At 67.2% G+C, this 14,044-nt stretch carries 12 protein-coding genes; 10 read left to right on the forward strand and 2 right to left on the reverse strand.

Annotated elements, in window-relative coordinates:
• Nucleotides 1-98 precede the first annotated feature (98 nt).
• The 3 genes from dusB to purH all read left to right on the forward strand — a co-directional run bounded on the left by dusB (nt 99) and on the right by purH (nt 3,190).
• Entirely contained in the window at nt 99-1,232 is a 1,134-nt protein-coding gene (dusB, locus tag AZ34_RS03505) for a tRNA dihydrouridine synthase DusB (RefSeq protein WP_051509499.1), read from the forward strand.
• A 93-nt stretch (nt 1,233-1,325) separates the two neighbouring features.
• Nucleotides 1,326-1,562 (forward strand): helix-turn-helix domain-containing protein, encoded by a 237-nt coding sequence (locus AZ34_RS03510; RefSeq protein WP_035604841.1) that lies wholly within the window; start codon nt 1,326-1,328, stop codon nt 1,560-1,562.
• A gap of 26 nt (nt 1,563-1,588) precedes the next feature.
• On the forward strand, nt 1,589-3,190 hold the full coding sequence (gene purH / locus AZ34_RS03515) for a bifunctional phosphoribosylaminoimidazolecarboxamide formyltransferase/IMP cyclohydrolase (protein WP_035604845.1): 1,602 nt from the start codon (nt 1,589-1,591) through the stop codon (nt 3,188-3,190).
• Between the two features lie 69 nt (nt 3,191-3,259).
• On the opposite strand, the gene hemL is transcribed toward purH, so the two are convergent.
• Nucleotides 3,260-4,576, reverse strand: coding sequence for a glutamate-1-semialdehyde 2,1-aminomutase (gene hemL, locus AZ34_RS03520; protein WP_035604847.1), 1,317 nt, complete (start codon nt 4,574-4,576; stop codon nt 3,260-3,262).
• Nucleotides 4,577-4,678: 102 nt separating this feature from the next.
• On the reverse strand, nt 4,679-5,629 hold the full coding sequence (gene thiD / locus AZ34_RS03525) for a bifunctional hydroxymethylpyrimidine kinase/phosphomethylpyrimidine kinase (RefSeq protein WP_035604851.1): 951 nt from the start codon (nt 5,627-5,629) through the stop codon (nt 4,679-4,681).
• A gap of 161 nt (nt 5,630-5,790) precedes the next feature.
• Here thiD and AZ34_RS03530 point away from each other — a divergent pair, with 161 nt between their 5' ends.
• The 7 genes from AZ34_RS03530 to AZ34_RS03560 all read left to right on the forward strand — a co-directional run bounded on the left by AZ34_RS03530 (nt 5,791) and on the right by AZ34_RS03560 (nt 14,030).
• Nucleotides 5,791-5,943, forward strand: coding sequence for a rubredoxin (locus AZ34_RS03530; protein WP_006298126.1), 153 nt, complete (start codon nt 5,791-5,793; stop codon nt 5,941-5,943).
• Nucleotides 5,944-6,038: 95 nt separating this feature from the next.
• Nucleotides 6,039-9,809: an Hpt domain-containing protein gene (locus tag AZ34_RS03535; protein ID WP_035604853.1), complete on the forward strand. Its 3,771-nt coding sequence runs from the start codon at nt 6,039-6,041 to the stop codon at nt 9,807-9,809.
• 83 nt (nt 9,810-9,892) lie between these two features.
• Entirely contained in the window at nt 9,893-10,630 is a 738-nt protein-coding gene (locus AZ34_RS03540) for a YqgE/AlgH family protein (protein ID WP_035604856.1), read from the forward strand.
• 134 nt (nt 10,631-10,764) lie between these two features.
• The gene (gene ruvX, locus AZ34_RS03545; protein WP_035604858.1) at nt 10,765-11,187 is read left to right on the forward strand and encodes a Holliday junction resolvase RuvX; all 423 of its coding nucleotides are present in this window, start codon (nt 10,765-10,767) and stop codon (nt 11,185-11,187) included.
• Nucleotides 11,184-11,705, forward strand: a complete 522-nt coding sequence (gene pyrR, locus AZ34_RS03550; protein WP_035604862.1) for a bifunctional pyr operon transcriptional regulator/uracil phosphoribosyltransferase PyrR — start codon at nt 11,184-11,186, stop codon at nt 11,703-11,705. Before ruvX ends, pyrR begins: the two co-directional genes overlap by 4 nt.
• Nucleotides 11,706-11,747: 42 nt before the next feature.
• Entirely contained in the window at nt 11,748-12,710 is a 963-nt protein-coding gene (locus AZ34_RS03555; RefSeq protein ID WP_035604863.1) for an aspartate carbamoyltransferase catalytic subunit, read from the forward strand.
• Between the two features lie 21 nt (nt 12,711-12,731).
• Nucleotides 12,732-14,030, forward strand: a complete 1,299-nt coding sequence (locus AZ34_RS03560; RefSeq protein WP_035604866.1) for a dihydroorotase — start codon at nt 12,732-12,734, stop codon at nt 14,028-14,030.
• Nucleotides 14,031-14,044: the final 14 nt, after the last annotated feature.

The raw sequence follows: 14,044 nt of genomic DNA on the forward strand, positions 1-14,044 counted from the left end.
AAGCGGCTTGCGCGCCCGATTCCAACTGCTGAAAATTTGAGCAGATAGAATCCGCCGCTCCGTCTTCGCCCCCGGCTCCTTTTTTTTCCTGTTCCCGCATGAACTCCGGTCCTGTTTCCGGTGTGCGCATTGGCGCGCACCTGTTGCCGAACAATGTGTTCGCCGCGCCCATGGCCGGGGTGACGGACCGGCCTTTCCGCAAGCTGTGCAAGGCGCTGGGCGCGGGTTACGCGGTCAGCGAGATGGTGACGTCGCGCAAGGAACTGTGGAACAGCCTCAAGACCAGCCGCCGCGCCGACCACAGTGGCGAGCCGGGTCCGATCGCGGTGCAGATCGCGGGCACCGACGCCACCATGATGGCCGAGGCCGCGATCTACAACATCGAACGCGGCGCCCAGATCATAGACATCAACATGGGCTGTCCGGCCAAGAAGGTCTGCAACAAGTGGGCCGGCTCGGCACTGATGCAGGACGAGGCCCTGGCGCTCGAAATCGCAGAGGCCGTGGTCGCCGCCTGTGAGCCGCATGGTGTTCCCGTCACGCTCAAGATGCGCACGGGGTGGTGCCAGGCGAACAAGAACGCCGTCACCCTGGCCCGAGCCTTTGAAGGCGTGGGCATCCGCATGCTGACGGTGCATGGTCGCACGCGCGAACAGGGTTACGGCGGTCAGGCCGAGTACGACACGATTGCCGCGGTCAAGGCCGCCGTGCGGGTGCCCGTGGTGGCCAATGGCGACATCACCTCGCCCGAGAAGGCGCGCGCGGTGCTGGCTCATACCGGGGCCGACGCCGTGATGATCGGCCGCGCCGCCCAGGGCCGGCCCTGGATCTTCCGTGAAGTGGCGCATTACCTCGCCACCGGCGAGCATCTGGCCCCGCCGTTGGTGGCCGAAGTCAAGCGCCTGCTGCTCGACCACCTGCTGGAACATTACGTGTTGTATGGCGATGCGGGCTGGACTGCGGGCGCGGCAGCGCAGCCGAGCGCAAGCACCGGCGGACATCCGGGGGCGAACACCGGCGTCCGGAGCGCGCGCAAGCACATCGGCTGGTACGTGCGCGGCCTGCCCGGTGGCGAGGCCTTCCGCGCCCGCATGAATGGCCTGGAGGACAGCCGCGCCCAGTGGCAGGCCGTGTCGGATTATTTTGACGAGCTGGGTGCCGTGATGGACCGCTTGCCGGCGGTGGGCGCCGTGTTGCCCGGACCGGTGGAAGAAGCAGAAACGCCTGTGTGATCACGCGCTGGAGCGTGGGCCTGCGTGGGTGTGGCGAGCCAGCAGGACGCTGCGAGCCAGAACGGATGAGCCAAGAACAATGAGCCAGAAAAAATGAGCAAGAAGCAGATCGAAGAATGCGTGCGCAACAGCATGGAAGCTTATTTCAAGGACCTGCGCGGCGCCGAGCCGGACCGCATGTACGACATGCTGGTGCGTGTGGTCGAGAAACCGCTGCTGGAAGTGGTGATGACACATGCCGAGCACAACCAATCCCGCGCCGCCGAGTGGCTGGGCCTGAACCGCAACACCTTGCGCAAGAAGCTGGTCGAGCACAAATTGCTCAAATGATTTTCCGAACCGATAGATAAGACACCATGCAAGCACTGCTCTCCGTTTCCGACAAGACCGGCATCCTCGAGTTCGCCAAGGAACTCAACCAGCTCGGCGTCAAGCTCCTGTCCACCGGCGGTACCGCCAAGCTGCTCGCCGACGCCGGCCTGCCCGTGACCGAGGTGGCCGAGCACACCGGCTTTCCCGAAATGCTGGACGGCCGGGTCAAGACCCTGCACCCCAAGATTCATGGGGGCCTGCTGGCGCGTGCCGATCTGCCCGAGCACGTGGCCGCCATGCAGCAGCACGGCATCACGCGCATCGATATCCTCGCTGTCAACCTCTACCCGTTTGAGGCCACGGTCGCCAAGCCCGGCTGCACGCTGGAAGACGCCATCGAGAACATCGACATCGGCGGCCCGGCCATGGTGCGCAGCGCGGCCAAGAACTGGAAAGACGTGGCCGTGCTGACGGATGCCTCGCAGTACACGGGCGTGTTGGCTGAACTCAAGAGTGGCGCTATCACCCCCAAGACGAAGTTCGCCCTGAGCGTGGCCGCCTTCAACCGCATCGCGAACTACGACGCGGCCATCAGCAACTACCTGTCGTCCGTCACCCTCGGCGAGGGCGGTCAACCCACCACGCCCGCCGAGTACGCGGGCCAGGCCAACAGCAACTTCGTCAAGCTGCAAGACCTGCGCTATGGCGAGAACCCGCACCAGACCGCCGCTTTCTACCGCGACCTCCGCCCCGCGCCGGGGTCCCTGGTCACGGCCAAGCAACTGCAGGGCAAGGAACTGAGCTACAACAACATCGCCGACGCCGACGCGGCCTGGGAATGCGTCAAGACCTTTGACGCGCCGGCCTGCGTGATCGTCAAGCATGCCAACCCCTGCGGCGTTGCCGTGGGCAAAGATGCCTTGGAAGCCTATGGCAAGGCCTTCAAGACCGACCCGACCAGCGCCTTCGGCGGCATCCTCGCCTTCAACCGCACGGTGGACGCCGCAGTGGCGCAAGAGATCACCGTGGCCAACAAGCACTTCGTCGAGGTGCTGATGGCCCCGGCCTACACGCCCGAGGCGCTGGAGATCTTCAAGAGCAAGGTCAATGTGCGCGTGCTTGAAATTGCACTCGATGGCGTCAAGCGCGACGGCAAGAACGCCTGGGAGCGCGGCCTGAACAGCCACGACGTCAAGCGCGTCGGTTCGGGCTTGCTGATCCAGACCGCGGACAACCATGAACTCAAGCGCGACGACCTCAAGGTCGTAACGAAACTCGCGCCGACCCCGCAGCAGATCGCAGACCTGCTCTTCGCCTGGAAGGTCGCCAAGTTCGTCAAGAGCAACGCCATCGTCTTCTGCAGCGGCGGCATGACCATGGGCGTGGGCGCCGGCCAGATGAGCCGCCTCGATTCCGCGCGCATCGCCAGCATCAAGGCCGAGCATGCGGGCCTGAGCCTCAAAGGCACGGCGGTCGCCAGCGACGCCTTCTTCCCCTTCCGCGACGGTCTGGACGTGGTGGCCGACGCGGGCGCCACTTGCGTCATCCAGCCGGGTGGCAGTATGCGCGACCAGGAAGTCATCGACGCGGCGAACGAGCGGGGGATTGCGATGGTGTTCTCGGGGGTGCGGCATTTCAGGCACTGAACCGCACCGCCGGTCGAAACAAAAAAAGCGACCTTGAGGTCGCTTTTTTTGTGGTCGAAGATGCAGGCTTCAGCGCATGGACTTGAACACCTCGGTCGCCGCCGTGACGGTGGCCGCGATGTCCGCCTCGCTGTGCGCCGCGCTCACAAACCCCGCCTCGTACAGCGCGGGCGCGATGTAGACGCCGCGATCCAGCAGACCGTGGAACAGCGCATTGAACTTCGCGCCCTCGGTCTTCATGACCTGCGTGTAGTTCTGCGGCAACTGCGGCAGCAGGAAGAAGCCAAACATGCCGCCTTCGCAGTCGCTCACGAAGGGCACGCCCGCCTGATTCGCGGCTGCTTGCAGGCCATCGACCAGACCGCGCGTTTTCTTCGCGAGCGCTTCGTAGAAACCGGGCTTGGAAATTTCCTTGAGCGTGGCCAGGCCGCAGGCCGTCGCGATGGGGTTGCCGCTGAGCGTGCCGGCCTGGTAGACGGGGCCCAGCGGGGCCATCTGTTCCATGATGGCGCGCGGGCCGCCGAAGGCCGCCAGTGGCATGCCGCCGCCGATCACCTTGCCGAGCACGGTGATGTCGGGCTGGAAGCCGGGGATGGCTTTTGCATAGATGCTTTGTGCGCTGCCGAGTGCGACGCGGAAACCCGTCATCACTTCGTCGAGGATGAGCAGCGCACCATGTTGCGTGCAGAGTTCGCGGCAGCGCCGCATGAAGGGCAGGGAAGCGCGCACGAAGTTCATATTGCCCGCGATGGGCTCGATGATGATGCAGGCCACGTCCTTGCCGTGCAGGGCGAAGGCTTCCTCGATCTGCTGGACGTTGTTGTATTCGAGCACCAGGGTGTGCTGCACCACTTCCGGCGGCACGCCCGCGCTGGTGGGGTGGCCGAAGGTGGCGAGGCCGGAGCCGGCCTTGACCAGCAGTGAATCGGCATGGCCGTGGTAGCAACCTTCGAACTTGATGATCTTGGGGCGGTTCGTCGCGCCGCGCGCGAGGCGGATGGCGCTCATGCCGGCTTCGGTGCCGCTGCTGACCAGGCGCAGCATTTCCATCGAGGGCACGTGCTTGAGGATTTCCTCGGCCAGTTCGATTTCACGCTCGGTCGGCGCGCCGAAGGAGAAGCCCTCGGTCGCGGCCTTCTGCACGGCCTCCAGCACGGTTGGGTGACCGTGGCCCAGGATCATGGGGCCCCAGGATCCGATGTAGTCGATGTAGCGCTGACCCTCGGCGTCCCACATGTAGGCGCCCTGGGCGCGCGCGATGAAGCGCGGCGTTCCGCCCACGGCACGGAAGGCCCGCACGGGTGAGTTGACCCCGCCAGGGATGACGCGCTTGGCGCGTTCGAACAGGGTGGTGTTGAGGCTGGCGGGGTGAGTCGTGCTGGACATGGTGGCGTGTAGGAACAGGGGCTGTACGAAAACGGATGAGCGGATGCGATGACGTCGGGGCGTGCGGGGATGCGGTGGATGGCCAAGCCCGGCGGCCGTTCTTCAATGCCGGGTGCTGTGCGGCGGCAGGTCCAGAGGGTCGTCGGGGCGTGCTTCGTCGTCTGCGCCGATCTCGCTGACATCGACATCGCCCTGAGCCCAGAACATGCGTTCGGGGATGACCAGGCCCATGCCGGGCCGAAAGCCCGCGTCCAGGGCCTGGTCCAGATAGGCCAGGGCCTCGGTGAAGGCTTCGTCCAGGTCGTTGCCCGAGGCCAGCAGCGCGGTCAGCGCCGCGCTCAGCGTGTCGCCCGCGCCCGTGAAGGAGGCTTCGAAGCGCTCGAACTTCAGGCTGCCCAGCACGCTTTCAGGCGAAGCGAGCACATTGTCGATCTGCTGTTCACTCGGGTTGGACGGGTCGATCACCGGAATGCCCGTCACCAGCACATAGGCCGACCCATGTTCGCCCGCGGCGCGGGCGATGTCGCGCGCGCTGGGCGGCTTGTCGCTTTCCCAGTCCGGCAAGAGCCAGCGCGACAACGTGCTGTGGTTGCCGACGAGGATGGTGGTCTGCGGCAGGAGCAACTCGGCGAAGGCGTCTTGATACAGATCAATCTGTACCTCGTTCCACCACGATAGATTGGGCATGTAGGCGATCAGGGGCGTCTCGGCGTAATCGCTTGCGATTTCGGCGATGGTGCTCAGGTTCTCGGGCGTGCCCGCGAAACCGACCTTGATTGTCTGCACCTGCACGTCCTCCAGCAGCGCGCGCGCCTGTTCGGCCACGGCTTCTTCGTCCAGCGGATAGTGGTCGAAGGTCGTGGCCGTGTCGCGCGCGTAGGCGCCCGTCAGCACGGGCAGGGCATGCGCGCCCACCGAAGCCATCGCGGTGATGTCGGCCGAGAGGCCGCCAGCTCCGCTGGGGTCATTGGCGTTGAACACCAGCACGCACGGTGGCTGGTGTTCGCCCAGGTCCTGGTCTTGTGCGCGGGTGTCTGTGTCGGGGATTTGCATGGCTGACCTGTGAAGTTCATCAGGCAGAATAGTGCGTGAAGGTTGCGGCTGTCGCGCTTACCTTGGCGGGTAGGCCTGGACAGGTCAGCGGCTCTCGCGCGTTCCGTTTCAATTCTATAGAGAGAAAGTTGCAAGCTGTGAGTGATAACAACAAAACCTGGATGTGCCTGATCTGCGGCTGGATGTACGACGAAGCCCAGGGTGATCCCGAGCACGGCATTGCCCCGGGCACCGCCTGGGCCGACGTTCCCATGAACTGGACCTGCCCGGAGTGCGGTGCGCGCAAGGAAGATTTCGAGATGGTGCAAATCTGATCGGTGCCGTGGGCGGCGCAGCGGCGACAATCCGAAGCACGGAATTCACTTGATGCCGCCCGCCCCGCCCGAGTCAGAAAGGACGCCCATCCGCCATGCCGTCGATTCCCAGCGCCGTCCTGCAGGAAGAACTGCGCGTCACGCTGGACGCGGCCGGACGCGCGCTGCGCCGGCTGCTGCATGAGCGCGCGACCGGCGGCGCGGCGGGCACGGGCCACGCCCCCGAGGCGACGTCCCTGCCGGAGGTGCGCGATCGCCTGCTGCGCTGCGCCACCGCGCTGGAGCCCTTCAGCGGCTCCGCCAAATTGCTCTATGCCATGGCCTCGCTGGTGCAGAGTTATGCCGCGCATCCGCAAGCCCTCAGCGAGGCTTCGGCCGCTGCGGTAGAGCGCGCCAGCGACGCGCTGATCGAGCACCTGGCCGCGCTTGCGCGCGGCAAGCAGGTCTCGGCCGTGGCGCTCTTTCCCCAATACCGCGAATTGCTCATGCTGCTGGGCGAGGAGCGTGTGCACCCAGCCGAACTCTGGACACCGCCGCCCGCAGCCGTGCGCCCCGCGCCTGCGGTCGACTTCCCGCTCGAGGGGGCTGCTGCATCGGCGCGTGGGCCGGTCGGACAGGTCTGGACCTGGATCGACGGCACGCGGGTCGATCACGCCGCGCGTGCCACCCTCAAGGCCGAGCCGCTGGCCTATGCCCCGGCCCTGCGCTCACGCATGGACGTGGCCTTGCTGCAGATGGTCAAGGCCGGTGGCGGCGCGGCGGCCCTGCCGCTGCGCGACATCGCCCTGGGCCTGGCGGCGGGCGAGACCCAGTTGCCACGGCGTGCCTTCTGGCAACTCGCCTCCGCTTACTTCGAGGCACTGGCGCTGGAGCTGATCGCGGCCGATGTCTACGTCAAGCGCACGGCCAGCCGGGTGCTGCTGCAGTACAGCGCTTTCTCGCGCGACCAGTCCGGGGCTGCGGTGGCCGTGGCCGATGGCCTGGCGCAGGATCTGCTGTTTTTCTGTGCCCAGGCCGCCCCGGCCCATCTGATGACGGCGGTGCAGGCCGCACCCGTGCTGGCCACGGTGCGGCGCATCTACGGTCTGAGCGATGCCCAACCCGTCAACTACGAAGCCCAGCGCTACGGCCGTTTTGACCCGACCGCGTTGGCGCAGGCGCGCCAGCGCATCCGCGCCGCGCTCGAGGGCTGGGCCGGCTTCAACACCGAGCCGGACCTGCTCTACCCCAACAGCATCCCGGACAGCCAGCGTTTCGAGGCGCTGACCGCGCTCTTCAGCCAGTTGGGCGTGTCCCTGCTGACCTTGCAACCGGAGCGGCGCGAACTGGTGCGTGCCCTGTTGCAGGCTGCCGACTACATCGCGCGCGCCGCATCCTGGCGGCCCTCGCTTTCGGGTGCGCGCCTGGCCACCGAGATCGACCTGGCCCTGTGCTTCCTGGACGCGGCCTACGAGGACCTCGACCCCGAGGAGGACATGCTCAAGCAGGAGCGCGGCGATCTGTTGGCGCTGCGCATCGACCGCGCGGTGGACGCGGCGGAAAGCGGCCTGGACCAACCCGCCGAACCCTTCCAGCCCTGGATGGCCGAATTGCTGGGCCTGCCTGCGCTCACCGCCTCCGTGTTCCAACCCCTGTTCGAGCTGGAGCATGAGGGTCACCCCTTTCAGCCCACGCCCCCACACGAGTTTGCGTCGGCGTCTGTGCCCTCATCCCCCGAGCTGCCGGCCGACGCCGAGGCATCGCCAGACACCGCCCCGGCCTTCAGCCCCGAGGCTGAGGGGGACGGCGATGCGGTTACCCCACCGGCCCGGCCTGCCGCGGCTCGGGACAATGTGTCCTCATTGTCTGATTCGTCCGACCTGTCCGAGACTTCCGACCCGTCCGACAGCCCCAGCCCGGGCACCCATGATGATCAGGCCTCGCAACAGCCCGAAGCCGTGCTATCAATGGCGACCGATACGACGCTGGGTGAGCGGGATCCCGCGTTCCAGGCGGACTCACCATGGGATACGGGCCGTGGCAACAAGTCGGACCCCGTGCTGGAGTCGCTGCCGGACACGGCATCGGACCGCACATCGTTGGCCGAATCGGATGCCGCGCTGGACGCTCCTCATGAAACGGTGTCGGACCTGTCGGACCATGCGCCGGACCACTTGCCAGACACCCATGCCAACAGCCTGCGTGAGCCGCAGTGGTCTGCGGAGCCGGTACGCGTGTCGGCATCCGATGCGGTCCCCGCTGAGCCGCTGCTGACCGAGACCTGGACCGAGGGTTTGCCGCAGACCCCGAGCGAGGCCGACGCCCAGGCGTCAAACCCGATGGTGTCCCCCGAGGCCCTGCCGGTGCTGACCCAGGCCTTGGCGGGTGGCAGCGGGCTGGACACCTTTCTGGCCGCCGCGCGGGAGGCCGTGCACGCCGGGCTGGACGCCGTGGCCGCCCAACTGGCCGGCATGTTCGACCCGGAGCCCGTGGCCCAGACGTCCGCCGAGTCCGAAGATGGTCCCCTGGTCCAGGCCTTCGAGCCACTGGCCCAGGCCGCGACCGATGCGCAGGAAGCCGGTGTCGCCGAGGCGCAGGAACTGGTCCAGGCCGTTGCGGTCTTGTCGCCTTTCCTCTCCGGGGGCGGCACCGGTGCGCGGCCCGAAGTGTTGCATCTGGTGCTGGAAGCCCTGCACCAGATCGGTCTGTGGGTGGAGGACCTGGCTGCTGGCCGGGAGCCGCCCGCCTTGGTCGATAGCCTGAGGCAAGCGGCGGCGGCCATGGCCTCGCCATCGCTTGTGCAATCCGAGTCCGCCACCGGCTCGGAACCGGTGTTGGACGAACCCGCGCTGGACCTGGCGGCACTCGAATCCAGCGGGACTGCGGTGCCGTCTGAACTGGCGCAGGCCGACCCCCCCATGGCGTCGGCTGTATCTGACCCCGACGTGACGCCGGTGGGCGCCACCGCCGACGACGCCGTCGCGGCTGTGGCCGCGCAAGACGCGGCCAGTCTCGGTGAACCGCCGGCGTTCAGGCAGCACCGTTTCGTCGATGGGGAGTCGCTGTTCAAGCAGATCGGCCCTTTGCGTCTGCCCCTGGCCGACTACAAGGCATTCCTCAACGAAGCGGATGAATGGTCGCGCCTGCTCAGCGCCGGCCTGAACGAATGGTCGCTGGATCTGGGCCACCAGGTGCACCGAGCCCTGCCGGTCAATCTGCTGGCGCTGGCACATGCCCTTGCGGGCAATGCCTCGGCGCTGGGGCTGGACGCCATTGCCACGCTCGCGCGCACCCTGGAACAGGCCATGACCCAGCTGCGCGGTGAGCGCGAACTGCAGGTGCCTGCCGCGGAGGCGGCGCGCATCTTCCTGTTGGCCGCCGAGGACATCCGTTACCTGCTGCACCAGTTGGCGGCCGGCGAACTCAAGATGCCCGAGCCGGGCCTGCTGGACGAGTTGGCCGCCGCCGCCGGCATCGAGGCGCCCCAACTGCTGGCGCCCGCTGCAGCGTCGGCCCATGGGCAGCCCGCAGGCGTGTCCGACCTGCAGGTCGTGGCGACGGACGAGCCCGATCTGTTCACGCCCGCCCCGACGCAAGCCGGTCTGCACCATGAATGGGGTTACACCCCACTCCCTGATGCTCCCCCCGTCATGGATGCACCGGCCACCCCCACTGCCTTGCCGCTGCGCCAGCGCCTGGAAGCGCGGGTGGACGAGGTGCATGGCGGTCTGCACGAGCTGGACCTGATGTTGGAGCGCCTGCGCACGTACTTGAAGTCGGCGGGCCTGCCGCCCGAGGCGCTCAAGGAGATCGCCACCGTGCAGCGCCACCTGCAGGAGGCGCTGGGCGAACTGGAAGAAGATCTGCGCGAGTTGGACGACGAGTAAAGGTCGGGCCCACAGCCGGCTGGCGGTGGCCAAGAGGGGGCTGCCTTGCCGATGCCCGTAAGCCGGCCCACTAAAATCCGCGCATGGCCCACGATCGCCCTCCGGTAGACAGCATCAACCTGACGAATCATTTCCTGATCGCCATGCCCGGCCTGGGCGACGCCTTCTTCGCCAAGAGCGTGGTCTATCTCTGCGAGCACAGCGAACGCGGCGCGCTGGGACTGATGATCAACAAGCCCACAGACATCTCGCTGAAGAACCTGTTCGACAAGGTCGAACTGCCCCTGGGTCGTGCCGATCTGCGGGACGCGCCCGTGTTCCAGGGGGGGCCGGTGCAGACCGAACGCGGTTTTGTGCTGCACGATGCCTTGAGTGCGGGTGTCGTGGCCCCAGCAGCTTGGGCCGCAGTGCCACGTGCGAACGAGTTGGCCGACGGCGACCGTGAAGGCAGCGGAGAGGGCGACGACGCCCAGCACGAGGCGCAGGGCGATCGCGATGACGGGCCGTCCGACGCGGTGTATGCGTCCACCCTGGTGATACCCGGCGCCGCGCTGGAGATGACCACCTCGCGCGACGTGCTCGAAGCCCTGTCCCACGGCGCAGGTCCGCAGCGCGTGCTGATCTCGCTTGGCTACTCGGCTTGGGCCCAGGGTCAGCTGGAATCCGAAATCGGTGAGAACAGCTGGCTCACCGTGCAGGTGGACTCCGCGCGCATGCTGGCCCTGATCTTCGACACGCCGGTCGAGCAGCGCTACGAAAAGGCCCTGGCCCTGCTGGGCCTGGAAGCCTGGATGCTTTCCCCGGATGCTGGACACGCGTGAAATGGCACACCCCCAGGCTGCACACACTTCGTGTCGCTTCGCCCCCCCCCTTGCAGGGGGCAACGCCAGTAGCCCGGCAAAGCCGGCTCTACGGCGTTCCCCATTTGGGCTTCTGGCGCGCCTGTGGGGGTGACATGAATGCCACGACCTTGATCCCCTCCGCGCAGCAGACTTTCCTGGCCCTGGACTTCGGCCTCAAGCGCACGGGCGTGGCCGTGGGCAACCGTCTGCTGAAGCAGGCGCAACCCCAGGCCACCATCCGTGCCGAGGGGGACGCGCGTTTCACGCAGATCGCGGCGCGCATCCGCGAATGGCAGCCCGACGCCTTGGTGGTGGGCGTGCCCTTCCACCCCGACGGCGCCGCGCACGACAATACCGAGCGTGCCCGCAAGTTCGCGCGGCAGCTGCGCGGCCGTTTCGGCCTGCCGGTGCATGAGGTGGACGAGCGCTACAGCACGACGGAAGCCATCGCCGAGGGCGGTGGCAACAAGCGTTTCGATGCCGACGCGGGCGCGGCCTGCGTCATCCTGGAACAGTTTTTGAGGAATCTGGAATGAGAGCTGTGGAGTCGGGCGGTACGGGAGTCTTGTTTCTGGATGCGGAGGCCCTGTACCGCGAACTGCTCAAAGGCGTGCGCAGCCTGGTCACACCGCAGACCCGGCTCGTTGGCGTCACTTCCGGTGGGGCCTGGCTGGCCGAGCGCCTGCAGGTTGACCTGCAGCTTGAAGGCAAGCACGGTGTGATTTCCTCGGCCATGCACCGCGACGACTTCGCGCGCCGGGGCCTGAGCAGTTCAGCACAGACCGTGCTGCCCTTCGAGGTGAACGAGGCGCGCATCATCCTGCTGGACGACGTGCTCTACACCGGGCGCACCATCCGCGCCGTGCTCAACGAGCTGTTCGACTACGGCCGCCCAGCCAGCGTGCAACTGGCCGTGCTGGTGGACCGCGGCGGGCGCGAACTGCCCGTGGCTGCCGACTACGCCGCCGCGCGCGTCAGCCTGCCGGACGATCGCCTGCTGCAACTGGCGCGCGGCGAAGATGGCCGTTTCAGCTTCCGCGTGGAAAGCGCCTGAGCGCTGCCGCCGCGCATCTGTCCGGGCCGCAAAAGAACAACCATGAAACACCGCAACCCCCAACTCAACAAAAACGGCGAGCTGATTCATCTGCTCTCCACCGAAGGGCTGCCGCGTGACATCCTCACGCACATCCTGGACACCGCCGCGAACTTCGTCAGCGTCAGTGACCGCGAAGTGAAGAAGGTGCCGCTGCTGCGTGGCAAGAGCGTGTTCAACCTCTTCTTCGAGAACAGCACGCGCACGCGCACCACCTTCGAGATCGCGGCCACGCGCCTGTCGGCCGACGTCATCAACCTCGACATCGCGCGCTCCTCGGCCAGCAAGGGCGAGAGCCTGCTCGACACCATCGCCAACCTGAGCGCCATGGCGGCCGACCTGTTTGTCGTGCGGCACAGCGAGTCGGGCGCGCCCTACCTGATCGCCCAGCATGTCGCGCCGCATGTGCATGTGGTGAACGCGGGCGACGGTCGGCATGCCCACCCCACGCAGGGCCTGCTCGACATGTACACCATCCGGCACTACAAGAAGGACTTCAGCAACCTCACGGTCGCCGTCGTCGGCGACGTGCTGCATTCGCGCGTCGCGCGCTCCGACATCCACGCGCTGACCACGCTGGGTTGCGCCGAAGTGCGCGTGGTCGGTCCCAAGACCCTGGTGCCCGCCAACATGGCGCCCATGGGTGTGCGCGTCTGCCACACGCTGGAGGAAGGCATCAAGGACGCGGATGTCGTCATCATGCTGCGCCTGCAAAACGAGCGCATGAGCGGTGCCTTGCTGCCCAGCAGTCAGGAATTCTTCAAGAGCTTCGGCCTCACGCCTGAGAAGCTGTTACTCGCCAAGCCCGACGCCATTGTCATGCACCCCGGCCCCATCAACCGCGGCGTGGAGATCGCCTCCGCGGTGGTGGACGGCAAGCAGAGCGTCATCCTGCCGCAGGTGACCTTCGGCATCGCGGTGCGCATGGCGGTGATGAGCATCGTCGCGGGCAATGTGGCGAACTGAAGGTCGGAACAAGGGCATCGCATGAAACTGTTGATTCAAGGCGGTCGTGTCATCGACCCCGCCAGCAAGACGGACCGGGTCGCCGACGTGGTGATCGCGGCGGGACGCATCGTGGGCATCGGGCGGGCCCCAGCCGATTTCACGCCCGATCGGGTGGTGGACGCGCGCGGCTGGGTGGTCGCCCCAGGCTTGGTGGACCTGGCCGTGCGTCTGCGCGAGCCGGGTCATGAGCACGAAGGCATGTTGGAAAGCGAAATGGCCGCCGCCGTCGCGGGTGGCGTGACCAGCTTGGCGTGCCCGCCCGATACCGACCCGGTGTTGGACGAACCCGGTCTGGTGGAAATGCTGAAGTTCCGCGCCGAAAAGCTGCACCAAGCGCGTGTCTTCCCCATCGGCGCGCTCACGCGCGGCCTGCAGGGCGAAAGTCTGACAGAGATGGCCGAGCTGACCGAAGCCGGCTGCGTGGCGTTCGGCCAGGCCGACGTGCCCCTGCTCAACACCCAGGTGCTGCAGCGGGCTCTGCTGTACGCCGCCACCTTTGGCTACACGGTCTGGTTGCGACCGAACGATTACCACCTGGGGCAGGGCGTGGCCGCCAGCGGCGCGCTGGCCACGCGACTGGGCCTGTCCGGCGTGCCCGTGGCGGCCGAGACCATCGCCCTGCACACGATCTTCGAGCTGGTGCGCAACACCGGTTGCCGCGTGCACCTGTGCCGCATTTCCAGCGCGGCGGGCGTGGCCCTGGTGCGCCAAGCCAAGGCCGAAGGCCTGCCCATCACTTGCGACGTGAGCGTCAACAGCCTGCACCTGTGCGATACCGACATCGGGTATTTCGACAGCCGTGCGCGCCTGACGCCGCCGCTGCGCCAAAGCACCGACCGCGAAGCCCTGCGCGCCGCGCTGGCCGACGGCACCATTGACGCCCTGGTCTCGGACCACACCCCCGTGGACGAGGACGCCAAGATGCTGCCCTTCGCGTCCGCCGAGCCTGGCGCGACCGGCGTGGAACTGCTGCTGAGCCTCGCCTTGAAATGGGGCGAGACGCAGGGCGCCGATGGCCTGAGCCGCGCCCTGGCCGTGCTGAGTTGCGAACCCGCGCGCGTGCTGGGCGCGGCCCTGGGCACGCTGCAGGCCAGCATCGGCAAGCTCAGCGTGGGCGGCGTGGCCGACCTCTGCCTGTTCGACCCGCGTGCTGCCTGGACCGTGACGCCCGAGGCCCTGCGCAGCCAAGGCAAGCACACACCGTTTGCTGGTTATGAGTTGCCTGGGCGCGTGCGCTGCACCGTCGTGGGCGGGCAGGTCGCCTACCAAGGCGATTGAGCGGTCCGCAGACC

Origin of the sequence: Hylemonella gracilis str. Niagara R (assembly GCF_000600295.1) — a bacterium.
GTDB lineage: Bacteria > Pseudomonadota > Gammaproteobacteria > Burkholderiales > Burkholderiaceae_C > Hylemonella > Hylemonella gracilis_A.

Bases quoted from the DNA above. Each gene is read 5' to 3' on its own strand.
- dusB (WP_051509499.1), top strand. From the start codon at position 99: ATGAACTCCGGTCCTGTTTCCGGTGTGCGCATTGGCGCGCACCTGTTG.
- AZ34_RS03510 (WP_035604841.1), top strand. From the start codon at position 1,326: ATGAGCAAGAAGCAGATCGAAGAATGCGTGCGCAACAGCATGGAAGCT.
- purH (WP_035604845.1), top strand. From the start codon at position 1,589: ATGCAAGCACTGCTCTCCGTTTCCGACAAGACCGGCATCCTCGAGTTC.
- hemL (WP_035604847.1), bottom strand. From the start codon at position 4,576: ATGTCCAGCACGACTCACCCCGCCAGCCTCAACACCACCCTGTTCGAA.
- thiD (WP_035604851.1), bottom strand. From the start codon at position 5,629: ATGCAAATCCCCGACACAGACACCCGCGCACAAGACCAGGACCTGGGC.
- AZ34_RS03530 (WP_006298126.1), top strand. From the start codon at position 5,791: ATGTGCCTGATCTGCGGCTGGATGTACGACGAAGCCCAGGGTGATCCC.
- AZ34_RS03535 (WP_035604853.1), top strand. From the start codon at position 6,039: ATGCCGTCGATTCCCAGCGCCGTCCTGCAGGAAGAACTGCGCGTCACG.
- AZ34_RS03540 (WP_035604856.1), top strand. From the start codon at position 9,893: ATGGCCCACGATCGCCCTCCGGTAGACAGCATCAACCTGACGAATCAT.
- ruvX (WP_035604858.1), top strand. From the start codon at position 10,765: ATGAATGCCACGACCTTGATCCCCTCCGCGCAGCAGACTTTCCTGGCC.
- pyrR (WP_035604862.1), top strand. From the start codon at position 11,184: ATGAGAGCTGTGGAGTCGGGCGGTACGGGAGTCTTGTTTCTGGATGCG.
- AZ34_RS03555 (WP_035604863.1), top strand. From the start codon at position 11,748: ATGAAACACCGCAACCCCCAACTCAACAAAAACGGCGAGCTGATTCAT.
- AZ34_RS03560 (WP_035604866.1), top strand. From the start codon at position 12,732: ATGAAACTGTTGATTCAAGGCGGTCGTGTCATCGACCCCGCCAGCAAG.